At 39.3% G+C, this 25,185-nt stretch carries 24 protein-coding genes; 9 read left to right on the plus strand and 15 right to left on the minus strand.

Annotated elements, in window-relative coordinates; translation table 11 throughout:
• Nucleotides 1-133: 133 nt before the first annotated feature.
• The 3 genes from trmD (at nt 134) to ACTJKC_RS08455 (ending at nt 2,540) form a co-directional block, all read left to right on the plus strand.
• Nucleotides 134-808 (plus strand): tRNA (guanosine(37)-N1)-methyltransferase TrmD, encoded by a 675-nt coding sequence (trmD, locus tag ACTJKC_RS08445; protein WP_025141629.1) that lies wholly within the window; start codon nt 134-136, stop codon nt 806-808.
• 138 nt (nt 809-946) lie between these two features.
• Nucleotides 947-1,294, plus strand: coding sequence for a 50S ribosomal protein L19 (gene rplS, locus ACTJKC_RS08450; protein WP_057930964.1), 348 nt, complete (start codon nt 947-949; stop codon nt 1,292-1,294).
• A gap of 70 nt (nt 1,295-1,364) precedes the next feature.
• Nucleotides 1,365-2,540, plus strand: coding sequence for a mechanosensitive ion channel family protein (locus ACTJKC_RS08455; protein ID WP_440791069.1), 1,176 nt, complete (start codon nt 1,365-1,367; stop codon nt 2,538-2,540).
• A 608-nt stretch (nt 2,541-3,148) separates the two neighbouring features.
• Here ACTJKC_RS08455 and ACTJKC_RS08460 read toward each other — a convergent pair.
• The 3 genes from ACTJKC_RS08460 to ACTJKC_RS08470 all read right to left on the minus strand — a co-directional run bounded on the left by ACTJKC_RS08460 (nt 3,149) and on the right by ACTJKC_RS08470 (nt 6,761).
• Entirely contained in the window at nt 3,149-3,808 is a 660-nt protein-coding gene (locus ACTJKC_RS08460; RefSeq protein ID WP_440791071.1) for a phosphatidylserine decarboxylase family protein, read from the minus strand.
• A 55-nt stretch (nt 3,809-3,863) separates the two neighbouring features.
• Nucleotides 3,864-4,406, minus strand: coding sequence for a hypoxanthine phosphoribosyltransferase (hpt, locus tag ACTJKC_RS08465; protein WP_344851385.1), 543 nt, complete (start codon nt 4,404-4,406; stop codon nt 3,864-3,866).
• A 192-nt stretch (nt 4,407-4,598) separates the two neighbouring features.
• A complete protein-coding gene (locus ACTJKC_RS08470; protein WP_440791073.1) occupies nt 4,599-6,761 on the minus strand; it encodes a transglycosylase domain-containing protein in 2,163 nt (720 codons plus the stop codon).
• A 131-nt stretch (nt 6,762-6,892) separates the two neighbouring features.
• On the opposite strand from ACTJKC_RS08470, the gene ACTJKC_RS08475 reads away from it, so the two are divergent.
• From ACTJKC_RS08475 to ACTJKC_RS08485, 3 genes are read left to right on the plus strand one after another with little or no spacing between them, the layout of a single operon-like run.
• The gene (locus ACTJKC_RS08475) at nt 6,893-7,969 is read left to right on the plus strand and encodes an Mrp/NBP35 family ATP-binding protein (RefSeq protein ID WP_344851387.1); all 1,077 of its coding nucleotides are present in this window, start codon (nt 6,893-6,895) and stop codon (nt 7,967-7,969) included.
• A gap of 35 nt (nt 7,970-8,004) precedes the next feature.
• Entirely contained in the window at nt 8,005-8,250 is a 246-nt protein-coding gene (locus tag ACTJKC_RS08480) for a NifU family protein (RefSeq protein ID WP_025141622.1), read from the plus strand.
• Nucleotides 8,251-8,303: 53 nt separating this feature from the next.
• The gene (locus tag ACTJKC_RS08485) at nt 8,304-8,939 is read left to right on the plus strand and encodes a hypothetical protein (RefSeq protein ID WP_440791076.1); all 636 of its coding nucleotides are present in this window, start codon (nt 8,304-8,306) and stop codon (nt 8,937-8,939) included.
• A 445-nt stretch (nt 8,940-9,384) separates the two neighbouring features.
• On the opposite strand, the gene def is transcribed toward ACTJKC_RS08485, so the two are convergent.
• The 4 genes from def to ACTJKC_RS08505 form a co-directional block, all read right to left on the minus strand.
• The gene (gene def / locus ACTJKC_RS08490; protein WP_025141620.1) at nt 9,385-9,945 is read right to left on the minus strand and encodes a peptide deformylase; all 561 of its coding nucleotides are present in this window, start codon (nt 9,943-9,945) and stop codon (nt 9,385-9,387) included.
• Nucleotides 9,946-10,095: 150 nt separating this feature from the next.
• The gene (locus ACTJKC_RS08495; protein WP_440791079.1) at nt 10,096-11,328 is read right to left on the minus strand and encodes a M16 family metallopeptidase; all 1,233 of its coding nucleotides are present in this window, start codon (nt 11,326-11,328) and stop codon (nt 10,096-10,098) included.
• A gap of 26 nt (nt 11,329-11,354) precedes the next feature.
• Nucleotides 11,355-11,807 (minus strand): hypothetical protein, encoded by a 453-nt coding sequence (locus tag ACTJKC_RS08500; RefSeq protein WP_344851390.1) that lies wholly within the window; start codon nt 11,805-11,807, stop codon nt 11,355-11,357.
• A gap of 116 nt (nt 11,808-11,923) precedes the next feature.
• Nucleotides 11,924-14,074: a S9 family peptidase gene (locus ACTJKC_RS08505; protein ID WP_440791081.1), complete on the minus strand. Its 2,151-nt coding sequence runs from the start codon at nt 14,072-14,074 to the stop codon at nt 11,924-11,926.
• Nucleotides 14,075-14,405: 331 nt separating this feature from the next.
• On the opposite strand from ACTJKC_RS08505, the gene proB reads away from it, so the two are divergent.
• On the plus strand, nt 14,406-15,485 hold the full coding sequence (proB, locus tag ACTJKC_RS08510; RefSeq protein ID WP_440791083.1) for a glutamate 5-kinase: 1,080 nt from the start codon (nt 14,406-14,408) through the stop codon (nt 15,483-15,485).
• 93 nt (nt 15,486-15,578) lie between these two features.
• Nucleotides 15,579-16,826: a glutamate-5-semialdehyde dehydrogenase gene (locus ACTJKC_RS08515; protein ID WP_440791085.1), complete on the plus strand. Its 1,248-nt coding sequence runs from the start codon at nt 15,579-15,581 to the stop codon at nt 16,824-16,826.
• A 128-nt stretch (nt 16,827-16,954) separates the two neighbouring features.
• On the opposite strand, the gene ACTJKC_RS08520 is transcribed toward ACTJKC_RS08515, so the two are convergent.
• Together ACTJKC_RS08520 and ACTJKC_RS08525 are read right to left on the minus strand one after the other, a co-directional pair.
• Nucleotides 16,955-18,337: an MBL fold metallo-hydrolase RNA specificity domain-containing protein gene (locus ACTJKC_RS08520; protein ID WP_440791087.1), complete on the minus strand. Its 1,383-nt coding sequence runs from the start codon at nt 18,335-18,337 to the stop codon at nt 16,955-16,957.
• An 82-nt stretch (nt 18,338-18,419) separates the two neighbouring features.
• A complete protein-coding gene (locus ACTJKC_RS08525; protein ID WP_440791089.1) occupies nt 18,420-18,770 on the minus strand; it encodes a hypothetical protein in 351 nt (116 codons plus the stop codon).
• Nucleotides 18,771-18,863: 93 nt separating this feature from the next.
• On the opposite strand from ACTJKC_RS08525, the gene ACTJKC_RS08530 reads away from it, so the two are divergent.
• Nucleotides 18,864-19,115 carry a hypothetical protein gene (locus ACTJKC_RS08530; protein ID WP_344851396.1) on the plus strand — a complete coding sequence of 84 codons (252 nt, stop codon included), beginning with the start codon at nt 18,864-18,866 and terminating at the stop codon, nt 19,113-19,115.
• Nucleotides 19,116-19,165: 50 nt separating this feature from the next.
• Here ACTJKC_RS08530 and ACTJKC_RS08535 read toward each other — a convergent pair whose 3' ends face one another.
• The 6 genes from ACTJKC_RS08535 to ffh form a co-directional block, all read right to left on the minus strand.
• Nucleotides 19,166-19,540: a hypothetical protein gene (locus ACTJKC_RS08535; RefSeq protein ID WP_440791091.1), complete on the minus strand. Its 375-nt coding sequence runs from the start codon at nt 19,538-19,540 to the stop codon at nt 19,166-19,168.
• A gap of 231 nt (nt 19,541-19,771) precedes the next feature.
• Nucleotides 19,772-20,386: an XAC2610-related protein gene (locus ACTJKC_RS08540; protein ID WP_440791093.1), complete on the minus strand. Its 615-nt coding sequence runs from the start codon at nt 20,384-20,386 to the stop codon at nt 19,772-19,774.
• Between the two features lie 25 nt (nt 20,387-20,411).
• On the minus strand, nt 20,412-21,131 hold the full coding sequence (locus tag ACTJKC_RS08545; protein ID WP_440791095.1) for a hypothetical protein: 720 nt from the start codon (nt 21,129-21,131) through the stop codon (nt 20,412-20,414).
• Nucleotides 21,132-21,144: 13 nt separating this feature from the next.
• Nucleotides 21,145-21,813 (minus strand): hypothetical protein, encoded by a 669-nt coding sequence (locus ACTJKC_RS08550; RefSeq protein WP_440791097.1) that lies wholly within the window; start codon nt 21,811-21,813, stop codon nt 21,145-21,147.
• Between the two features lie 79 nt (nt 21,814-21,892).
• Complete coding sequence (locus ACTJKC_RS08555; RefSeq protein WP_440791099.1) at nt 21,893-23,431, minus strand: YifB family Mg chelatase-like AAA ATPase; 1,539 nt, start codon at nt 23,429-23,431, stop codon at nt 21,893-21,895.
• A gap of 393 nt (nt 23,432-23,824) precedes the next feature.
• On the minus strand, nt 23,825-25,162 hold the full coding sequence (gene ffh, locus ACTJKC_RS08560; protein ID WP_344851429.1) for a signal recognition particle protein: 1,338 nt from the start codon (nt 25,160-25,162) through the stop codon (nt 23,825-23,827).
• Nucleotides 25,163-25,185 lie beyond the last annotated feature (23 nt).

Raw genomic sequence — 25,185 nt, forward strand, 5'->3', positions numbered from 1 at the left:
TTTGGATTAATTTCTACTATATGACGTGCAGCATCATTTTATGTTACAATTAAGGAAAAGCAATAAAATGCGCTTTCACGCTAAAATTCTACTTCAGGCTAAAGACTTCGCGCTAAAGGCTTACCTTTGCACCATGCGTTTCGATATCATAACAGTTCTGCCGGGTTTACTAGAAAGTCCGTTTGCCCATTCTATTTTACAGCGTGCCCAAAAAAAGGGTATTGCCGAAATTGTGGTGCATAATTTACGTGATTATGCCACCAATAAACAAAAAAGTGTAGACGATTATCAATATGGTGGCGGCAGCGGCATGGTAATGAGCATCGAACCCTTTGCGGCATGTATTGAAAAACTACAGGCTGAGCGAGAATACGACGAGATTATTTTTATGAGTCCGGATGGCGTTACCTTAAATCAAAGTACTGCCAACGAACTTTCCATCAAAAAGAACATCATTATTTTGTGCGGGCATTATAAGGGCATAGATCAGCGCATACGCGATATCTTTGTAACCAGGGAGATATCAGTTGGCGATTATGTTTTAAGCGGAGGTGAGCTTCCTGCTGCCATCGTGGTAGATGCTGTGGTGCGTTTAATCCCGGGTGTTTTAAATGATGAGACTTCTGCCCTGTCTGACAGTTTTCAGGGAGATTTGCTTGATGCTCCGGTTTATACCCGCCCGGCCGATTGGCGCGGACATAAAGTGCCCGATGTTTTATTAAGCGGCCATGAGGCGAAAGTGAACGAATGGAGACACGAACAGGCCTTAGAGCGGACTAAAACCCGCCGTCCTGACCTTTTGGAATAGAAGCATTTAACACAATCAAATGTGGAATTCATAAAGAATGTGGAAAAAATTAAAATAGGTTTTTTTTTCTCAAAAATAATCCCTAATATTGCAATCCGATTTTCACGGGATGAAATATCGATTTAATAGCTTAAAATCATGGATTTAGTAAAATTTGTTGAAGAGCAGGCCATCGCGAAAAAAGATTTTCCTGCGTTCAAGTCTGGCGATACAGTGAGCGTACACTATAAAATTCGCGAAGGTAATAAAGAACGTGTTCAAATTTACCAGGGTGTTGTAATACAACGTAACAGTGCAGGTGCTAACGAAACCTTCACCGTACGTAAAATGAGCAACGGCGTTGGTGTTGAGCGTATTTTTCCTTTTAGTTCTCCAAACATTGAGAAAGTAGAAGTAAATAGCTATGGTAAAGTTCGTAGAGCGAAATTGTTCTATTTACGTGCTTTAACTGGTAAAGCTGCTCGTATCAAATCATTGAGAAAATAATATTCTTTATTATAAGATATAGCCTTCACGATTAATTTCGTGGAGGTTTTTTTGTTTATACCTTTGTTAAATGTTAGATTCTACTTTTTTCGACCAGGTTTTTTGGGGCAATACTGTAAAAGCCTATTTTCTTTTCGGAGGGATATTATTTTTAGGCCTGGTATTTAAAAACATTGTTTCTAAGCTGTTAAGCAGGTTGCTGTTCAGGCTTTTCAGAAATTTCTCTAACCAATCGCATAACGATGCCTTCGTGGCTTTGCTGGTAAAGCCGATTGAGATTTTTATCCTGTTATCTACCCTTTACCTTTCCATTAACCAATTAAAACACCCTTTAGAAGTAGCTGTATTCCATTACAGTAAATTAATTGGCAAAACCAAGGAGTTAATCCCGGTAACCATTGGCGATTGTGTAGACCGGATTTTCCTGTTTATGATTATCCTGTCGTTTTTCTGGATTGTTTTAAGGATTATCGATTTTATCAGTCACGTGCTGCTGTACAAAGCTTCTCTAACCGAAAACAAGGCCGATGATCAACTGGTACCTTTTTTAAAGGAATTATTTAAAACCATTGTCATTTTTATAGGCTTTTTTACGCTTTTGGGCTTCGTTTTCGAAGTGAATGTACTCACGCTGATTACCGGCTTAGGTATTGGTGGTATTGCCATTGCCTTGGCCGCTAAAGAGAGTTTAGAAAACCTGATCGGATCATTCACCATCTTTTTAGATAAGCCTTTCACCGTTGGCGATCTGGTAAAGGTTGATGGTGTGGAAGGAACTGTAGAAAAGGTGGGTTTCAGGAGTACAAGGATCAGAACTTCCGAAAAAACGATGGCTACCTTACCCAACAGGGGTATGATAGATGGGGTATTGGAAAATCTTTCGTTAAGAAACTCACGCAAAGTATCTTTTGTTATCGGGCTTACTTACGAAACGAGTTCGGATTCGCTAAGAAAAATTATTTCCGAAATAGAAAGTTATATCAACAACCATCAGGGTACAAGTGACGATGGGAATGCCTCGTTTAAGAGTTTTGGTGATTCGGGCCTGAATGTAGAGGTTAATTATTTTGTAACGGAGCTTAATGCTACACAATTCCTTAAAATCAGGCAGGAAATTAACCTCGAGATTATGGATATCGTAGTTCGGAATAAATCAGATTTTGCCTACCCAACACAACGTTTAATCAGCGATAGACCCGTAGCTCCTGGTGATAAGGAAGAAGTGGGTAATGATGCTACGGATTAGATGGATTCCATGAATGACTTTCGTGACCTATGTCTTCGCAGACTGCTGCGGTAACTAGAAAAAGAAACATACAGCGCATGGATAAGTTTAATTTTTTGGAAAGCAGCGTCGGTGGCGATGATTAATGTTTGTTCCTGCTATTCACTTCAAGTCCTCTCCCGATGAAAAATCGGGATCCGGGCTTTCCGTTGCTATCAGGTTTAGGTGGCGGCTTTGGTGTTTCAAAATATGAACCTTTCCATTCACCATCGTAGCAAAATCCGTAGTCTGTGTCCTCACAGACCGCTGCGGTAGCTAGAAAAAGTAACTTACAGCGCATGGAAAAGTTTAATTTTTTTGGAAAGCAGCGTCAGTGGCGATGATTAAAGTTTGTTCCTGCTATCCACTCCAAGTCCTCCCCCGATGAAAAATCGGGATCCGGGCTTTCCGTTGCTATCAGGTTTAGGTGGCGGTTTTGGTGTTTCAAAATATGAGCCTTTCCATTTCACGATCGTAGCAAAATCCATGGTCTGTGTCCTCACAGACCACCGCGTTAACCAAATCGTAATAAAAACAAAAAGCCGGTTTAGCAATTAACTAAACCGGCTTTTTTATGCTTTTTAATGTCCTTAGTTTAAAGTTGCCAATGTGGTGATTCCACCTTTTACAACCTGATTAAGTTCTACGTTCACTTTGGTACCTACCGGAAGAAAAACATCAACCCTCGACCCGAATTTGATAAAGCCAAACTGTTCTGTTTGGATTACCTGATCGCCTTCTTTTACGTACCATACAATCCTGCGGGCCAAAGCACCTGCAATCTGGCGGAATAATACCGGCGTACCGTTTTTATGCTCTACAACTGTGGTTGTACGTTCGTTTTCGGTAGAAGATTTAGGGTTCCAGGCCGCAAGGTATTTCCCCGGGTGGTATTTGAAAAATTTAACCACTCCTGAAATAGGGTTACGGTTAATGTGCACATTTACCGGCGACATGAAAATAGATACCTGTAAACGTTTATCTTTAAAGTATTCGCCTTCTTCAGTTTCTTCAATTACCACAACTTTACCATCTGCAGGACAGATCACCAGGTTTTCTCCTGAAGAGAAACTTCGGCTTGGGTTACGGAAAAACTGCAGTACAATGATAAATAATGCAGCCGAAAAAATATAAATAAACCAGCGCAGCCAGGTAATGTCGTGATATTTATAATCAACAACCGCGTTGATGACGAAAATAAACAATACGCTCAGGGCAATGGTGGTGTAACCTTCTTTATGTATGGTCATTGTGTTAAAAATTATTGGGCAAAGGTGCGAAAAATAAATTAATCCAATCTAATAATTATGCCTCAGTTGCTCTATAAATGTCGGTTAAGTTCCGGCCCAGGCCATTATAATCTAAGCCATAACCTACAACAAATTCGTTAGGTATTTCAAAACCAACATATTCCAGTTCTTCAATTTCGTACTTCAGGGCACTTGGTTTTAGCAAAAGAGAGCTTACTTTAACCGATGCCGGATTTTTTTCTTTAATTGTTTTTAAAATGTGGGTTAAAGTTAAGCCGGTATCAACAATATCTTCTACAATAATGATGTCCCTTCCCTCAATATTTTCGGGCAGTCCGATCAGTTCTTTCACATTTCCAGAACTTGATGTGCCTTCATAAGAGGCTACACGCATAAAAGCAACTTCGCAGGGTACGTTGATTTCTTTGATCAGATCGGCCATAAATAAAAAGCTGCCGTTCAGTACGCCAATAAATAAAGGGCATTTGCCTTCATAATCAACATTCATCTGGATACCCATCAAACGGATCCGTTTATTTAAGGTGTCGTTTTCTAAAAATATCTCGAACTCTTTATCCTCTACTTTTATTTTGTGCATGCTGCATTAGATGGTTAATTGTATAAATTGGTTAACTGGTTAATTGTTGTGGCAACCGCAAACTGAAAATTGTGAACTACAAACTGATCTTGGTTAATCATTTACCCTTCTACTGCGCTCAGTGGGTTAACTGGTTAATTGTGGCGTTAACTAAAAACTGACAATTGCCAATTGTAAACTGAGAACTGGCTACTACTGCTCACTCTTTTCCAGTTCCTTTTGTCGTCTGCGTTCTTCCCTGCGCTCCTGCCTTAACTGTTTTTTGGTTTTAGTGGTATCGGCAGGGGTGCCTGCTGGTTTGGCTACAGTAGTATCTTTTTTAGATCCGCCACCAAATAAGCGTTCAAAGAAACTTTTATTTTTATCGTGTACAATTACAACCGGCAAACCATCACCATCATCATCAAACGCGGTGGTATCTACCACAGCGGTATCTGGTGCCAAATAGCGGCGTAGTCCTTCTCTCAGGCGAACGTTATAAAAACCATAACCTGAGGTATCACTTGGTGTTAAACCTTTTCTGGCCATAATATTTCCCATAAACCTGAAATAATTAAACATATAAGGTTTCAGGCTGCCGTCGGCCATAAATTTATACATCGATGCTTTTGGTTTAGGTACAATACTGGCCAAAAACAATCCATCGCCGATGGTTAAATCGGCTGGTTGTTTCCCGAAATAATATCTTGATGCCTCTCCTATCCCATAAATGTTCTGGCCAAGCTCCATAATGTTGAAATACACTTCAAGCATGCGTTGTTTACTAATCAGGTGGTTATGTTCGATAAGCCAAACGATTAAAATCTCTTCGGCTTTACGGGCCAAAGTTTTCTGACGGCTTAAATAAACGTTTTTAACCAGCTGCATGCTGATGGTACTACCGCCACGTTTAAATTTCTTTTCTTTAAAGTTTACCGCAATTGATTTCCGGATTGATTCTTCCACAAAGCCATTGTGTGTAAAAAAAGATGGATCTTCTGCCGTTAAAACCGCATTGATGAAGTTTTTAGATATGGCAGATAATGGTGTAAAGTTCGGGTTAGATGGGCCAATGGTAATATCACGCATCGGTTTGCCGTATTCGTAGGGCGTGTAAACAAAGGTATTGTTGATTTTTTGCAGATTTGTTTTTCCCCACTGCACAATTTTAAAATCAACGGGCGTTAAGGTCGAATTAAAACGGACACTATCAGGTATTTTGGTATCCAGGTAAAAATTGAGGTTGTATTTTACCTTTCCCTGTACTTTTAATCCTTCCAGCGATTCGAACAAACCTTGCGGAAAAGCATCTAAAATACTTTGTGCATCCTGTTCTTCGGCCCTTAACTTTAACTCGTAAATCTTATTTTTGCCTAAGGTATATTTAACAAAAGGGTGGATCTGCGCATTTTTCAGGTAAGCAGTAGATGAACTGTCTAACGCAATATAATTTGGGCCAACCAAAATATCGGCATCCAGTTTTGCGCTTTGTACAATGATGTCGTTTGAAGCGATACGTGGCTGGTTGATCAGCATGTTTTTTACCGACCAGGAACCAGATATTTTGTAATCATCGCCACTGTATTTTGCATTTTTAAGTTCCGTTTGCAGGGTGTCGAAACTGAGTTTTGCGTGCAGCTTATTGTTTAAATAGGGTAATTCGAGTTTTTTGCCGTCAGCGTAAGCCATAAAGCGTAACTCTTTACTTCCCGGATTTACATAACCATCCACATGCCAGGTAGCTTCGCCATTGTTCACATTTATGGCCGATTTTAAATCCCCACCATCGATTGTAGCCATCGTGGCAAAGCTTAATTTCGCAGTATCATGATCATTTAGTTTAAAAATCATGTTTTGCACATCCATGTCATCAGGGATTTTATACAAAACCTGGTTAAGGATGTTACTGGCTATTTCTGATAAATTTACTTTCCCTTTAGTTTCGGTGCTATCTTTTTTCCTCCTTTTTAAGATAAAATCGATGTTGGTAGTCGAATCTTTAAGCACTACACTTACAAAACCTTCCTTCAGTTTTACTTCCGAAAACTTCACATTGCCAAAAATGAGTGGAAAAAGTTTTACACCAACACTTAGCTCTCCGATGTTGGAAAGCGTATCGCGCTCTTTAGGAACGACAGAAATATTGGTCATTTTTACGGTGCTTAAGCCTGTAAATCCGGCTGATCCGATTTTAACTTCCAGACCGTAATCTTTATCGGCTTTGGCAATTGCCTTTGCGACCATTTTTTTAAGAAGGGCTTCCCTTTTGCTATAAGCTACGGCACCCAAAGCAATACAAACAACTAAAAAAACACCTAAAACCCAGGCTCCGATTTTTAAATATTTTTTGGGGATCTTAATTTTTGGTATTCGCATATAGTCGTTAAAATGGTTAATTGCTTAAACGTAACAATTAAATGTTTATTTCGTGTTAAAATTACAGTTAAAAAGCCTAAATAAAAGTATTTATGGCTATGTTTTGTTAATTTTGAATTTAAATTAATACAATGCAGATTAGCCCGCAACAAGTTTTAGATGCGCTTAAAAATGTTGAAGATCCGGATCTTAAGAAAGACCTGGTAACCCTGAACATGATTAAGGATTTACAGATAGCAGATAACCACGTCAATTTTACATTAGAGCTTACTACGCCGGCATGCCCGATGAAGGAAATGCTGAAAAATGCCTGTACAAATGCCATTAAACATTTTGTATCGCCAACGGCAGAAATAACAATCAATGTAACATCCAGGGTTACCCAGCCAACCAACTCATCTTCACTAGATAACATCAAAAACATCATTTTGGTTTCATCAGGTAAAGGCGGTGTGGGTAAATCTACCGTATCAAGCAATCTGGCTGTGGTATTGGCCAGGGATGGTGCAAAAGTTGGTTTGATTGATGCCGATATTTATGGTCCATCGGTACCTACCATGTTCGATCTTGTTGATGCAAAACCAGGTGCTGAGGAAACTGCAGATGGCAAAACGAAAATTTTACCGATCGAAAAATACGGGATCAAACTATTATCCTTAGGCTTTTTTGCTGATCCCGGTCAACCGGTGCCCTGGCGTGGCCCCATGGCTTCTAACGCAGTAAAACAATTATTTAATGATACGAACTGGGGAGAACTGGATTATCTGATCGTAGATCTTCCTCCAGGTACCGGCGATATCCACATTACCATTACGCAAAGTTTCCCGATTTCGGGAGCGGTTGTGGTTACCACGCCGCAACAGGTTGCTTTGGCCGATACGCATAAGGGATTGGCCATGTTCAGAATGCCGGGAATTAATATCCCGATTTTAGGTGTTATTGAAAACATGTCGTATTTTACACCTGCAGAACTGCCGGATAATAAATATTACATTTTTGGTAAAGGTGGTGGTACGGAACTTGCAGCACGTTTTGATGTGCCGTTTTTGGGCGAAATTCCGATTATCCAGAGCATTTCTGAAGCAGGCGACAAAGGAAAACCGGTGGCATTGAACCAAAATCCTTTGCTGGATGGCATATTTGGCGATATTGCAAGTAAGATTGCACAGCAGATTTCCATCAATAACGCGCAAATGGTGAATTGCTAAAAAATTACTATTTTTATAACCTTAAAAAATATATAATGAATTTAACAGAACAAGTAGAACAGGCATTGGAAACCATCAGGCCATATTTAAAGGCCGACGGAGGTGATGTTTCTGTTGAAGAAATTACATCAGAAGGAACGGTAAAACTTAAGCTTTTGGGTAACTGCGGGTCATGCCCGATGAGTTTTATGACCATGAAATCGGGTATAGAACAGGCAATTATGAAAGCTGTTCCTCAGATCACTTCGGTAGTTGCCGTAAATATGGCAGAGCAAGAGTAAGCTTTAACACTATTTAACTAGAAAGTTTTATTTTAAAAATTACTTTTGTCTTAATGAGATATTGTATTACCCTGATTTGCCTAATTTTTTCCATAACCGCTTTTGCACAACAGAAGCCGGTACAGGATAAACTCATCCAGTTTTCAGGGATTATTACCGATATCGATAGCTCAAATGTAATACCTTACGTAACCATCACCAATCTTTCTGCAAAGAGTAAAAGGGTTGGCGCCGATTACAGGGGATACTTTACTTTTATTGTTAACCCGGGCGATACGATCCTGTTTACCGCTATCGGTTACAAAAAATTCTCTACTGTAATACCACAAAGTACGCCGGATAGCAAATACACCATTATGGTGAAACTGAAAGCAAATGTGATTGATTTACCTTCGGTACGTGTTTTTCCATGGGCTACTACAGAAGAATTTACCCGCGAGTTTTTATCGATGAAACTGGCGGATGATGATATGGCCATTGCCAAAAAGAACCTTTCGCGTTCATCAATCGATGGGTTGATCCAAACGCTTCCACGTGACGGACAGGAAATCGGCAGCCAGAATTATCGATATAATTTCGACAGGATGATCAACAAAAATATGGTTCAAACCAATCCCCTGCTTAATCCTTTTGCCTGGGGCAAGCTGATGCAGCAGATTTTTGATGGCGATAAGAGCAGGACGAATTAGTCTGCAGTCATAAGTCCGGAGTCCTTAGTATTGGATGCAGCGGACAGTTTTAATTAGCAATTACATTTTATTCTTGATTCAGATTTTTGCGCATTCCGGAAAGATTTGAAAGCTGTTTTTTTTAAGTCTTAAAGATAAAACTGTTGGTTCGTGGAGACACGAACCAAGGCGCGTGATAATTCTGTTTACTTCCACAAGTCCGTCATCTCGACTGAAGCGTAGCGGAATGGAGAGATCTATTTGGTTAGATTTCTCGACGTCATTGCATTTTTTGTCATTGCTAATTTCAATAGAAAAGTCGTCATTGCGAGTCGGCTGAAAAGCCTTCTCGCAATGACGAGACCTCACAGCTGAAATAAATTAAGTATGATGATATGGCAGAGAATCATTCAAATTAAAAAAGGGAAAACGTTTCCATTTTCCCTCTTACATCTTCCTTCAAAACCTATCTTTTCTTGCTCTTGTTCGGAAACTTCATTTTGTAATCTGTTTTGATATTTCCTTTCGAAATCGCATCCAGTTTACTTTTTAGCATTGTTTTGCGGAGTACGCTCACCTTATCCGTAAATAGTTTACCTTCAATGTGGTCATATTCGTGCTGGATTACGCGTGCCGGCATTCCGTCAACATCATCGGTATGTTCTACCCAATTTTCGTCGAAATAGGTAATTTTGATATTTGGTTTACGCATGATGTTTTCACGGATATCGGGAATGCTTAAGCAACCTTCGTTAAAGCTCCAGGCTTCGCCGGTTTCTTCCAGAATCTCTGCATTGATAAATACTTTTTTGTAACCAGGTTTGCCATCTTCATCTTCACCGGTATCTACAATAAACAAACGGATCGGTAAACCGATCTGTGGGGCAGCAAGGCCCACACCATTGGCGTAATACATAGTGTCGAACATATCGCTGATCAATTGTTTTAATTCAGGATAATCTTTATCGATATCGGTTCCTACCTTTTTTAAAACAGGATCTCCGTAAGCTACTATTGGTAATTTCATTGTATTGTATTTTATGTCGTCCGTCATTGCCAGGCACGAAGCAATCTTAAAGCGCTGGGTGAACTAGCGATTGTTGTAGGATTGCTTCTTGCCTCGCAATGACGAAAAAAGTCAAGCAATGCAAATTGCATTTTTTTACAAAAATAACAATTATTCCTCTATTGGGCAGAAAGTAAAGATATTCAGTTGATCAATATCTAAAACTTCGTGTACCACATCAGCCATTTGCGTGGTGGTAACGGCATTAATTTTCTCAAAAACTGTCTCCAGCGGATCTATTTTATCATGATCGATCAGACTTTTGGCCATCGAAATGATTAAACCGATCCTGTTTTCTTCTCCTAAGGCAATCTGTCCGATAAATTTATTTTTGGCTTTTTGCAGTTGCAATTCATTTAAAGGTTTTTCTTTAAGTTTTTTAATTTCTTTAAAAATCAAAGAAAGTGCTTTGTTCTGTTTTTCTTTATCGGTGCCAAAGTAAATGGAAAAAATGCCGGTATCGTGTAACGGCGAGAAATTAGATTCGATGGTATAAGCAATTCCATATTTCTCCCTGATTTGTAAGTTTAAAACCGAGCTCATTCCATTACCGCCAAAGTAATTGTTAAGCAGCATTAAAGGAACTTTTTGCGATTGGTACGTAGAATATGCCTGTGTACCCAAAATGCAGTGTACCTGCATAATCGGTTTGTAAATGGTGGTGTTGCTTTGTGGAAGAATGCCTGGTTTAATCCTTTTTTTATCCGGATTATTCTCTTCAACATCAGCAAAATATTTGCTTCCTTTGGTTATAACACTGTTTAAAGTATAATTGCCTAAAACGGCCACAACAATTTCGTTGGTGCGGTAATTCGCCTTTCTGAAATTGATCACATCCTCACGGGTAAAATTTTGAACAGATTCTGTTGTGCCTAAAATATTGTTCCCCAATGCATGACCAGCAAAAAGCATATCTTCAAAATCATCATTAATGGCTTCTTCGGGCTGATCGAGGTAAGAAGAAATTTCATCCAGGATAACGCTTTTTTCTTTATCCATTTCTTCTTCTGGAAAAGTAGAATGGAACATGATATCGTTAAAAAGATCTAATGTTCTATCCAGATATGGATTTAAAAATGAAGCATGTACACAGGTATATTCTTTTGTGGTATAGGCATTTAAATCGGCCCCAACACTTTCCAGACGGTTTAAAATCTGGTTAGTGCTGCGTTTTTCGGTCCTTTTGAAAATTAAATGCTCAATAAAATGAGCTAAACCCGCCTTATTTTCGGGTTCATCGCGAGACCCGGTATTGATAATGATGCAGGCGTGAGATATGGCTGAAGCCGAAGGCACATGCAGTAAGCGTATGCCGTTTGGCAGGGTGTGAACATTGTATTCCATTGAAGGGCAAAGATAAGGCTAATTGCTTACAAAGCCTCTGTATCGGGGTATTGCAATTGTAAAGCGGAAATCAATTTATCCTTAGTTGGCCTTTTTAGTACTAGAAAAACAAAATTAGCGAGGCCAAAAATTAGGAAGAACGAATTATGTGTCATAAAAAAACCTACGATATTAAAAAGTGCACCGCCTTCTAAAAGTGCTGAACTGATGATAAAGGCACTTTGGTACATGTTGATTTTGGTATCGGCGGTGGCAGATTTATCAATTTTGGTAATGAGATTTCTGTAAAAGAATATGCTTCCGGATATGGTAATCAGCCCCATAATTGGAAATATCGGGTTAAAAGGCGAAGTAGTTTTTGGATTGGCATCAAAAAACATGATTTCGCGGTTAAGAAAAATGGTTACCAACGCGAAGAGGAAAACGCCAGAGCATAAAGCAAGGTGGATAATTTGGAGTGTTTTTAGTTTGGTGTTCATGATATTGTTTAAGGTTTTTTAATTAGATCCCGTCATCTCGACCGTAGCGGAGAGATCTATCTAGACAGATTTCTCGACTCCATTGCATTCCGCTCGAAATGACGAGGTTAATGTATTTACTTCTCTATCCCTTCCAGCGAGAATAAAAAGGCCCAGCGTAATGCCACATCTTTTAAATAATCGAAACGGCCAGAGGCACCGCCATGGCCAAATTCCATATTGGTTTTAAGTAGCAGTACATTTTTATCGGTTTTGGTTGCCCTTAATTTGGCTACCCATTTTGCCGGCTCAAAATATTGTACCTGACTATCGTGCAGCCCGGTTGTAACGAGCATGTTCGGATAGGCTTTTTTCTCAACATTTTCGTAAGGCGAATAACTTTTCATATAATCATAAGCCGCTTTTTGCTTCGGGTTTCCCCATTCATCAAATTCGTTTGTGGTGAGCGGAATGCTTTCATCCAACATGGTATTAACTACATCCACGAAAGGAACATCGGCAATTACACCATTCCATAAATCAGGTGCCAGGTTTACAACGGCACCCATTAATAAGCCACCGGCGCTACCACCATGGGCATATAAATGGCCTTTCGAGGTATATTTCTGATCAATCAAATATTCTCCTGCCGCAATAAAATCGGTGAAGGTGTTTTTCTTTTTCATTAGTTTTCCGTCTTCGTACCACTGGCGACCCATTTCCTGTCCGCCACGGATATTGGCAATGGCAAATACAAAGCCCCTATCCAGCAAACTTAAACGAGGCGAAGAGAAATAAACATCAGAATTTGCACCATAAGATCCATAACCGTACAGCAACAAAGGCGAATTACCATTCTTTTCAAAACCCTTTTTATAAACCAAAGCAATCGGAACTTTAGTGCCATCTTTCGCCTTTGCAAAAACACGCTCGGTTACATAATCTTTAGGGTTATATCCGCCCAAAACTTCCTGTTGTTTCATTAATTTCTGGTCTTTTTTGATCAGGTCGTAATCGTAGGTAGAATTTGGCGTTGTTAATGAGGTATAAGCATAGCGCAAAGTAGTGCTGTTATATTCAGGATTAGCACCAACACCGGCATCGTAAACAGGCTCATTAAACTTGATGTAATAATCGCTTTTGTCTTTTTTAAGTACACGAAGCTCGGTCAGGCCGTTTTTGCGTCCGGATAAAACAGTAAAATCTTTAAATTCTTCAACACTTTCCAATAAAACATCAGTACGGTGCGGAATTACCTCTGTCCAGTTTTCCTTCTCCGTTTTATCCAGCGGACATTCCATCAAGCGGAAATTCCTGGCATTCCAGTTGGTCCGAATCAAAAATTTGCCATCAACAGGCATTACATCATACAATACATCTTTTGATCGTGCCGCAAAAATTTTAAAAGGATTTTCAGGATGGTCGGCATCTACTATTTTATATTCTGAAGTAAGCGTTCCCTGCGAAGCAATAAAAATATACCTGCCGTTTTTCGATTTGCCTACGCCTATGTAGTTGGTATTATCTTTCTCATCGTAAACTACAACATCGCTTTTAGCATCTGCTCCAAGGACATGTTTCTTGATTTTTTCGCTTAAGAGCGTAACCGGATTTTTTGAAGTGTAAAAAAACGTTTTATTATCGTTGGCCCAGGCAACACTGCCTTCGGTATTGGTGATGGCATCTTTTAAAATTTCGCCCGTTTCTAAATTTTTAATGTTTATGGTGTACTGACGGCGTGAAACCTGATCAACCCCAAAGGCTAAAAGTTTATTGTCAGGGCTGATGCTAAAACCGGTTGCGCTGTAATAGGTATGTCCTTTTGCAAGCTGATCTACATCCAATAAAATTTCTTCAGCTGCTGATAAATTTCCTTTTTTGCGACAGTATTTAAAATATTGTTGTCCGTCTTCGGTGCGGGAATAATAATAATAGCCATTTTTAAAAACGGGAACCGATTCGTCTTTTTCTTTGATGCGGGCTTTCATTTCCTTAAATAAACCGGCCTGAAACTTACCGGTACTTTTCATCATGGTATCCAGATAAGCATTTTCGTCCTTCAGGTAATTTACAACCTTGGCACTATCCGGTCCTTTTTTAAAATAATCGATCATCCAATAGTAATTATCTACTACGGTATCGCCATGTATAACCCTTTGGTGCGGAATAACCTCCGCGATGGGTGCCTTTGCATCAGGCCACTTTATTGCTTTCATTTCTTGTTTTTGTGGATGGTTACAAGCCGTAATTGCACTGAGCAATATAAGGCCCGGTAAGATACGTTTCATAGTGTTTTGATTTAGGTTCAATTGCAATTTAATAATTTTTTAGTTCAGTAGTTCATTGGGTTAACTGGTTAATTGTTTAAATCGGTTAACTGTAGGGCAGATTGTTTATTGTTGAGTGGCTAAATTATTAACTGTAAACCGCCCACTGAAAACTGGTTAATTGTCTTGCTTGCTCAAAACCTCGGACCTCGGTCTTCGGACTTGCACCAACCGCATAGCGCCATACGCCAACCGTTGCCATTTTCGTAAAAATCCACCAAGCCTATAGATATTCCTCCGATTTAAAAAAAATGATGTTAAATTGCCACATCCAAACGGTTTGAAGATCATAATGAAATTAGGCTACAAAAAAATAGTTGTTAAAGTTGGTTCAAATGTAATTACGCAAGCGAATGGTTTGCCGGATGAATTGCGGATTAAGCACCTTGTAAATCAATTGGCCGACATTAAAAAGCAGGGTATTGAAGTGATTCTGGTTTCTTCGGGAGCAGTGGCTTCGGGAAGAAGTTTAATCAAGGTCTCCGAAAAACAGGATGCAGTAACTACCCGTCAGCTATTGGCGGCCATTGGTCAGGTAAAACTGATTAATACCTATTCCAGTTTCTTTGCAACCCACAAAATACAATGTGCCCAGGTTTTGGTTACTAAAGAAGATTTCCGCGACCGTGCACATTATTTAAATATGAAAAACTGCTTGCAGATTTTACTTCAAAACGAGGTAATCCCGGTGGTAAATGAAAATGATGTGGTTTCGGTAACCGAGCTGATGTTTACCGATAACGATGAACTCGCCGGGTTAATAGCCTCAATGCTGAATGCTGATGCACTGATTATTTTATCGAACGTAAACGGCATTTACAATGGCGACCCGAAAATTGAAGGATCAGAAGTGATTCAGGAAATTAATGGTTCGGTTGCCAACCTGGCTTCGTTTATCCAAACCGGTAAATCGCAATTTGGCCGCGGCGGAATGATTACCAAATCAACCATGGCGCAAAAAGTGGCTAAATTGGGTATTTCTGTGCATATCGCCAATGGAACAAAAGATGATGTATTGATTTCTTTATTAAATAATGAACTGGTGCATACCCGTTTTGTACCCGAAAAAAGTAAATCGGGCAAGAAAAAATGGATCGCCCATTCAGAAACCGCAGCAACTGGGGTAGTTAAGCTAAATGATGGCGCCAAAACCGTATTAACTTCTGGTAAAGCAACCAGTTTATTGCCTGTGGGGATTATCGAAATCCAGACCGACTTTTTAAAGGGTGATATTATTAAAATTATTGATGAAAAAAATAACCTGATCGGGCTGGGCATTGCAGAATACGGATCGGATAAAGCCAGGGAACGTATCGGACAGAAAAAACAGAAAGCGCTGGTACATTACGATTATTTTTACTCGGCTATTTAATAAATAAACTCGTCATCCTGAACTTGTTTCAGGATCTTAATTAATAGATCTGATCGCCAAGTATTGGGACAGCATGACGAACATTAGATAAAAATGGATTACAAACAATACTTCGAAAAAGCAAAACAAGCTAGTCGCAATTTAATTAGCTTAAGCAAAGACATAACAGATGCTGTTTTAAATGATCTGGCCGAAGCTTTAGTGGCCAATACAGCTGAAATTCTTACTGAAAATGAAAAGGATTTAGCTAAAATGTCCATCGAAGATCCCAAATACGACAGGTTAAAGTTAAGCGCATCACGTATTGCAGATATTGCTAATGACCTTAAAAATGTTGCGGATTTAAATAGTCCGTTGGGTAAAATACTTTCTGATAAAACACTGGATAATCAGCTGCATATCCAAAAAGTAAGTGTGCCACTGGGTGTTGTTGGTGTAATTTACGAGGCCCGCCCGAATGTTACTGCCGATGTATTTTCCCTTTGTTTTAAAACCGGAAACGTTGCTGTGCTTAAAGGCGGTAGTGATGCTGAGTTTTCAAATCTCGCTATTGCAAAAGTAATTCATGGAGTGTTAGACAAAAACGGAATCAGTACTGATGTTTTGACGCTTTTACCTGCAGAACGAGCAGCAACCGAAGCTTTATTAAATGCAAGGGGTTTTGTTGATGTTTTAATTCCGAGAGGAAGCCAGTCGTTAATTAATTACGTCCGCGAAAACAGTAAAATACCTGTAATCGAAACCGGCGCTGGCATTGTACATACTTATTTTGATGAATCGGGCGATTTAGAGAAAGGCAAGGCGATCATTTTTAACGCCAAAACCAGACGGGTAAGCGTTTGTAATTCGTTGGATTGTGTGCTGATTAACGAAAACAGATTAAATGATCTGCCTGCACTTTTATCTCCTTTGGCTGAAGGAAATGTGGAATTATTTGCAGATGAAAAAAGCTATGAAGTATTAAAATCTTTCTATCCGGAGAATCTGTTGAACCAGGCAACTCCTGAACACTTTGGTACAGAGTTTTTATCGCTAAAATTAGCGGTTAAAGTGGTTGAAAATTTAAGCGCTGCTTTGAGCCATATTGCCGATTATAGTTCCAAACATAGCGAAGCCATTATTTCGGAAGATTCAGCTAACATCGCCAAATTTTTAAATGAAGTAGATGCAGCTGCGGTTTACGCCAATGCCTCTACCGGTTTTACAGATGGTGCACAATTTGGTCTTGGTGCCGAAATCGGAATCAGTACGCAAAAACTTCATGCCCGCGGACCAATGGGATTAGAAGAATTAACGAGCTACAAATGGGTGGTACGTGGTGATGGGCAAGTGAGGAAGTGATACATTTATTGTCATTCTGAGCGCAGCGAAGAATCTGCAGGCGATAAAAAACTGCCAATGAATTTCTTGTAATCGGTGGTGCAGATAATTAAGAGATTCTTCGCTGCGCTCAGAATGACAGCGAAGTATTACATTTCAAAAACTGCTCCCCTTTCAGGTACTTCAACATTAAAACCTTCTTCCTGTAATGCCAATGATAAACTTTGAAGGCTCTTATCTTCACCATGCACCAGGAAAACTTTTTTCGGCTGTCCGGTTTGTTTAATGGTTTTTACAAGGTCGTTATGATCGCCGTGACCACTCAGTAAATCGGTTTGGCGGATGGTGGCATAAACCATCATTTCTCGGTCTTTAATCCGCACAATTGGTGCGCCACTTAATAATTTGTAGCCGAGCGTTCCTTTTGCACAGTAACCGATAAAAAGAATGGTACAGTAGTAGTTCTGGATGTTGTAATACAAGTGATCCTGAATCCGTCCGCCTTCTAACATACCTGCAGACGAAATGATAATGCAGGGATCGAAATAATTGGAAACATCCTTACTTTCTTTCATGGTTTGCACATAGGCCAGGTGCTCAAATTCGAACTCGTCACCCATGGTCTGGTAAAAATCCTTTGCTTCCTGATTTACCAGGTTATGGTGTTTGCGATAAACCTCTGTTGCCTGAATAGCCATCGGACTATCTACAAAAATCTGGATTGGTGGTAATAGCTTTTTGGTAAAAATCTGGTTGAGTGCGAATACAAGCGATTGCGTTCTGCCAATGCTAAATGCAGGAATGATTAATCTTCCGGGGCTTTTAATGCAGGCTTCTGTAATTTCCTGTACCAGGCGTTCTTCAAGCGTTTGGTCTTTGGTATGCATCCTGCCACCATAGGTAGCTTCGCTTACCACATAATCTACTTCAGGCAGTGGTTCAGGATTTACCAGAACCGGATAGTTTTCTCTGCCGATGTCGCCGGTAAAAGCTATTTTTTTCTCAATACCGTTATCATTTATGGTTAAAATAGCCGCTGCGGCACCCAACAAATGGCCAACAGGCACAAATGTCAGGCTGATATCGCCATTTATTTTGAAAGGTTTTTTAAAAGCAATGGTTACAAAACGATCGATTGTATCCATCACATGTTTGTGCAGATACAAAGGTTTTGGCCCGCTGAAATTGCCCCGTTTGGTACGGGGTTTTCGCCCGGCTTTTCTTAAAAAAAGTTCAACAGAATCGAACAGCAATATCGAAGTTAAATCGGCAGTTGGTGGTGTACAAAGCACCTGACCATCAAAACCCATGCGTACCAATGTTGGCAAATTACCAGAATGGTCGATGTGTGCATGGGTTAAAATTACCAGGTTAATACTTGCCGGATCGAAGGGGAATTGCTGGTTTTCTTCCTGGTAGGTTTCCTTTTCGTAATCTAATCCGCAATCTATCAGTATTTTATAATGCCCGATTTCGAGTAAGTGCATACTCCCTGTTACCTGTTGCGCTGCGCCCCAAAACGTTAACTTCATCTTCTTATCTTTCGCGTAAATTCTTTTGCCGTAAAGTAGTATAAATGATGGGATTTTTAAACAATCAGGCGTAATTTTTTAATTATAGTCCGTTAACTTCTCTGAACTTAAGGCTCTTCAGTATTTCGCTTTTTCCCTCTTCCGAAAAATCTTCTAAATCAGCTGTTGTAATGATTTTCTCTACGAGAAGAGCAGTTACAGTACCTAAAAACCATGAATTTCTAAGTCCGTCGTACCTTCTGGCAATGTGTTTATCAAAATCTTTTACAGCAGTAAAAATTTTATAATAATCATCTCTGTTGTCTTCAGGTTGTTGCGTTTTCCATTGGTCTAAAATTTCGGAGAATAACTGCATTTCCTTTTTTAATTCCCGTTGTAAAGCTACTTCGAATAATTTTCGGGCAACTTTATTGTCTGCTTTTGAAAAATCCATAGGTTAAATTTATGAGGATAAAGATAGCAAAGTCTCGTTTATAGCTAGTTACCTCAACAAAAAGATTTTTATCTTTGTCAAAAAATATCAGTTATGCAAGAACCTTTCGATATCGAAATCGGCCCGATCAATTATTCAGTTTTTCCGGAAGGAAATGATTCGTACACCATATTTAAAGATGGAAAAGAATATATCCAGATTCAGAAAGATACTTCATCAATCTGGTTGAAAATGGATTACAAAACAGAACTTCCAATTTTTGAGGAAGATGAAGAGGTTAATGCCATTGGACAGGCGATTGAAAAATACGTGCCTGAAGAAGATGATGAGGAAGAAGAATTATAGGTAAAAAAAGGCCCAATTTCTTTAAATCGGGCCTTTAACTTGTTTAATGGTTATCTTGTACAATTTGCCGTCCAGGTTTGGCCATCTTTTACAACCAGAATTTTAAGGTTGCTGGCATCAATACTAATGCCTGTTAAGCCCGAGCCTACACTTACATAACTGTTATCGCCGGTTTTTTCAAACTTTACACCTGTAATATCAGGAATGTTGCTGCCAAAGTAAAAGTTATACGTTTCGCCAACTTTGCTTACGGTTACTTTACCATCAGAACTGTTAATAGTTGTTTCGCCATTTCGGTAAGAAACCGTTCCCTTGTAAGTACCCACGAAGAAATCTTTATCTGCCGGATCAGTATCTTTTTTACACGATACCATTATTGTTAATGCTACTAAAAGCATACTGAAAATTTGCACTGTCTTTTTCATCTCTTTCACTTTTTTGTTTTAAATAAGGTTGATAATGTAACAGCCCTATGACAATGACTATGCCAAAGAAGAATGTGAACCCCTCAAATGAAGGTGATTAGCCTCTTGATTATAATTTTAATTACCTGATAGATAAGTGGTTGTTATGCTTTCTGATTTTTATAACCAGGCTTTTTAGAGACGGGAAAGAAAGGGAGCTGAATAGCGTATTCTTTTTTAGAATAATCGTTGTTAATGGACAGATTTTTTTAAAATCTTTCTGATTCTTTTATCCAGTTCAGTGGGGTCGCTATCAAAAGTGTCTTCAAAACTTTCGCCGATCTGATAAGCTTTGTTAGCTTTAGAAATTTTATAAATGCTGTAATTATTTGTACCAGACAAACCATAAGATACAACAACATGATGTTTGCGTTTATATTCGGGATTGACAATGTTTTCGAAGTTTTTAACCTTACTAATCTTTTTGTTTTTAGGATCAAGCAGAAATAAATAATAAAACGCATTGCCGCCTCTTGCGCCTGTTTCTGAAAAGATGAGTACATCTTTAATGCCATCGCTGTTATAGTCTTCGTAGGAAACATTACCGGTTATCAGCTTTGTATAAACTTTTTCTTTCCAAAATAGCTGATCTGTTTTTAAACCAATTTTACCAAAATAAATAGTGGTATTTATATCCTCTCCTACTTGTTCTTCTTTTACTCCATATTGTATGGCAAGTACATAGCTTTTATCTTTAAATGGAGAGATGTATTGCCACGTTCCTATTGCATCAGGTTGTTTAAATATCTTTTGCGCAAACGAATGACCGGAAATAAATATGAGGCATAGAAATAATATCCTTTTCATGTTTGGTATTTACAAATGGTTTACATTACATTTCTGAAAGTTTTTGGCTAAGTTCTTTTGTCATTTCTTCAAGTGTAAATAGCTTGCCCCAGTTAAATTTCTTCCAAACTGTTTTTGGTTTATTGGTTTTGTCGCTAAACATATTGCCGCCAGAGGTTTCACTTTTTTTTCGTGTAGAGAAATTGAGGCTCGTAATGGTTTCTTCTCCCGAAGAACGGCTGTAACTTGAAATGTCAAAACCAATCAGTTCCATTTTTTGGTTTTGAAACCTGAAAGTATAATCGAGGTTGCTTACTTCGTAGGAGCCGCAACTTAACCAATATTGATAGCTTAAAATGAGTGTGCCATTCTTAATCATAATTGCGCCCGTTTCTTGTAAGGGATCGGCCAGGCAGGTACTTACCGTATCATTTTCCGTAGGTATAAACCTGGTGTTTTGAGCCTGTAACTGGTATTGACCGGGTGTTTTAAAAAGGACCAGAAGCATACGGGGATTAACATTCAGTTTATTTCCGCCCATACTGCCGTTTTTGATGATGTTTTTTGGATTGGTATTCTGGATAATGATTGCTTCATCAGGTACATTGTCTTTATTTAAATCGCCTTTGACCTTATAAATTACTTTCCAACCTTTTGGAATAAAGGAATTGATATTGGCGCCTGTTTTTGGGATTTGTGGATGATCTGCCTGTGCAAATAGATGAATGGAAATTAGCGATAACAGTACTACTAAAATGATTTTCATGGTAGATGGAGGGTTAATAATAAAAGTATTTGCTCGTAGCGGGGATTTTTAGTTCGGCTTTACCAGGCGCAAAACCATCCATTTTGGGGATGGCTTTAAACGGATATTTAAAATTATAAAAACGATCTTTTGGTATTTTTTTGTCGTCATCGCAACTGCCGTAAGTGTAAGCTACGCTCACCTTTTTGGTAGAGAAATTAATGTCATATTGGTAATTAAAATCACAGGTATCGTAATCGTTAAGGGTAGAGCCAATTAAAAACCAATCGTTATTTTGATATCGGTAAATGTTCTTCCAGGTACTGTAATGCCTGCTGTTATGGTTAAATGTTTGCCCGGTAATCAGCGTATTATTGCTGATTTTTATGGAGAGATTTACGCCGGCATCTACACAAAAACCGCAGTCTTTATTGCTGCGTAAAATAGTACTGCTGCTTTTCCATAATTTGATTTTACCATCAAGCTGTTTACAGATATAGAGAATCCTTTTAAGTCCGTTATTTCCATCGGGTTTGTCTGTGTCAAATGCATATACCACTTCGTTAATGCCATCTTTATCTAAATCGCCTTTGGTTTCGATGACCAATTTGTAATTTTTTGGCGGGTTGAAATCGGGTAGTGTCTGGCTGCTACAATTAAGGGTTATAAATAAGCTGAAAAAAGTAAGGGATATTTTTTGCATAGCGGATATTTGTAGATCAATAAACATAGTGCTTATTATGATAACAAATAAATTTTAACAGCAACTTTTTACCATATGCTTACCCGGCCCATCCATCCCGATCTAAACTCCGGTAATTAATGGATTCGGCCAGGTGCTCAAGCTCAACATTTTCGCTTCCTGCTAAATCGGCAATGGTACGGGCCACTTTTAAAATCCTGTCGTAAGCCCGCGCCGACAGACCTAAACGTTCCATCGCGGTTTTTAAGAGCATGATCCCATCGGGGTTAATCTGGCAGACTTTACGTACCATTTTAGGGCTCATTTGTGCGTTATAGTGCAATTCTGGTTTATCTGCAAAACGTTTATCCTGAATTTCCCTTGCTTTAATTACACGATTTCTGATGATGTCGCTTTTTTCAGCATCGTCTGATGATGCCAAAGAAGTAAAATTAACAGGTGTAACTTCTACATGCAGATCGATACGGTCTAAAAGCGGGCCTGAAATTTTACTCAGGTATTTTTGCACCACACCGGGAGCACAAACGCAATCTTTTTCGGGGTGGTTATAAAAACCACAAGGGCAAGGATTCATAGAAGCCACCAGCATAAAACTGGCAGGGTATTCTACCGAAAACCTGGCCCTCGAAATGGCAACTTTACGATCTTCTAAAGGTTGGCGCATTACTTCTAAAACGGTACGTTTAAATTCGGGCAGTTCATCCAAAAAAAGCACACCGTTGTGCGCCAGCGATATTTCTCCCGGCTGCGGGTTAATTCCGCCGCCAACAAGGGCCACATCGCTAATGGTATGATGGGGAGAACGGTAAGGACGTGAGGTCATTAAAGCATCTGCGGCAGAAAGTTTTCCGGCAACAGAATGGATTTTTGTAGTTTCCAGTGCTTCGTTTAAATTTAAGGGTGGCAAAATGGTAGGCAGGCGTTTGGCGAGCATGGTCTTTCCGGCGCCCGGCGGACCGATCAATATCACGTTATGTCCGCCAGCAGCGGCAATTTCGAGGGCGCGTTTAATGTTTTCCTGTCCTTTAACATCTGCAAAATCGTGTTCGTAATTGTTGATGTTTTTTAAAAACTCTTCTTTGGTATCTACCTTAACCTCTTCTAACGCCGCTGTTTTATTAAAAAATGCGGCTACCTGTGCCAGATTTTCTACGCCATAAGCCGTTAAGCCATCAACAATAGCTGCTTCGCGTACGTTTTGTTTGGGTAGGATAAAGCCCTTAAAACCATCCTGTTGTGCCTGTATGGCAATGGGTAAAGCGCCCTTTACAGGCTGGATACTTCCATCTAAGGAAAGTTCGCCCATAATAAAGTAGTTTTCCAGTTCATCATTGGGGATTTGCCCTGATGCAGCTAAAATGCCGATGGCAATGGGTAGATCATAGGACGAGCCTTCCTTTTTAATATCAGCAGGTGCCAGGTTGACCACGATTTTTTGCTTAGGCATGCGCAAACCCGAGATATTAATGGCGCTGGCCACGCGTTGCAGACTTTCTTTTACCGCATTATCCGGCAAACCTACCATGTAATATTTGGTGCCGGCACTGATATTCACTTCGATGGTTATGGTTAGTGCATTTACACCATAAACAGCACTCCCGTATGTTTTTACAAGCATTAAATTTTTAATTAAATAAAAGCAGGATGTAAATTATTCGGGATGAATATTGATTTGTACTAAGATAGTAATTGTTTAAATAAAAGCAATGTTTAGGTATTAACTTATATGCTTATCTAAATATCTTTGGTTGAAACCAAAGACAATGGTAGCTGAGCGAATAATATTTTTGTCTCGCTTGCAGCAAACTTCGTTAAATAAACCTGATTGGACGAATGCCGATTCCTTCTATCGGCAGCAGGGAAAGCAGGGCTGTATTTACCTATGGAATACAGCATATTCATTTCCAAAACCTTTAAACAAGAAAATCCCAATCATTACTGATCGGGATTTCAATACTTGCAATCTGTTATTTTCGCTGTAAGCTTTGGTCTTTAACCTTTCAGCTAAAACCTATCTTCCAAACGGCATTTTAGGCATACCTTTCATCATGGCTGCCGCAGCTGCAGGGTTAGAAAACTGCTTCATCATTTTGCGCATATCCTCAAACTGTTTAATCAGCTTGGTTACTTCTTCAACTTTACTGCCCGATCCTTTTGCGATACGTAAACGGCGACTTTGCTGGATGGCATCAGGGTTTTCCTTTTCAAACGGCGTCATCGAATTAATAATGGCTTCGATTGATTTAAAAGCATCATCCTGGATATCTACATTTTTCATCATTTTGCCTACACCAGGAATCATTCCCATCAAGTCTTTCATGTTACCCATTTTCTTGATCTGCTGAATCTGGTTATAGAAATCGTTGAAATCGAATTTATTTTTACGGATTTTTTTCTGAAGTTCTGCTGCCTCTTTCTCATCAAATTGCATCTGTGCACGCTCAACAAGTGAAACCACATCACCCATGCCCAAAATACGCGATGCCATACGATCCGGATAGAAAACATCCAATGCTTCCATTTTCTCGCCGGTACCAATAAATTTAATGGGTTTGTTAACTACCGATTTAATCGAAAGGGCCGCACCACCACGCGTATCGCCATCTAATTTGGTTAAAACAACACCGGTAAAATCTAAACGATCGTTAAATACTTTTGCCGTATTTACCGCATCCTGACCGGTCATAGAATCTACTACGAATAAGATCTCATGAGGCTGAGTTTTAGCTTTTACCTCAGAAATTTCGTTCATTAAAGATTCATCAATGGCTAAACGACCAGCGGTATCGATAATGATTACGTTATTTCCGTTTTGTTTACCGTGCGCAATACCTTCCAAAGCAATACCCACAGGATCTTTAGAATCGCGGTTGGCATAAACCGATACCCCGACTGAAGTTCCTAAAACCTCCAACTGGTCTACCGCTGCAGGGCGGTACATATCGCCGGCAACCAATAAAGGTTTTTTGCCCTTGCCTTTTAAATGTAATGCCAGTTTACCCGCAAAAGTGGTTTTACCTGCACCATTTAAACCTGCAATTAATATAATGGTAGGGTTTGCTTTAGTTTCTAACTCCGTAACTTCGCCGCCCATTAAGGCCGCAAGTTCATCGTTCATGATTTTGGTAAGCAACTGCCCTGGCGAAACCGCTGTAAGTACATTTTGCCCTAAAGCTTTCTGCCTAACCTCATCGGTAAATGCTTTTGCTGTTTTATAGTTAACATCGGCATCCAATAACGCTTTGCGGATCTCTTTCATGGTTTCTGCCACGTTGATTTCCGTAATGCTGCCTTGTCCTTTTAATACTTTAAACGCTCTGTCTAGCTTGTCCTGTAAATTATCAAACATCTTTTTTTAAGCTAAAGCCTCAT

Source organism: Pedobacter sp. 22226, from assembly GCF_052045455.1.
Taxonomy (GTDB): domain Bacteria; phylum Bacteroidota; class Bacteroidia; order Sphingobacteriales; family Sphingobacteriaceae; genus Pedobacter; species Pedobacter jeongneungensis.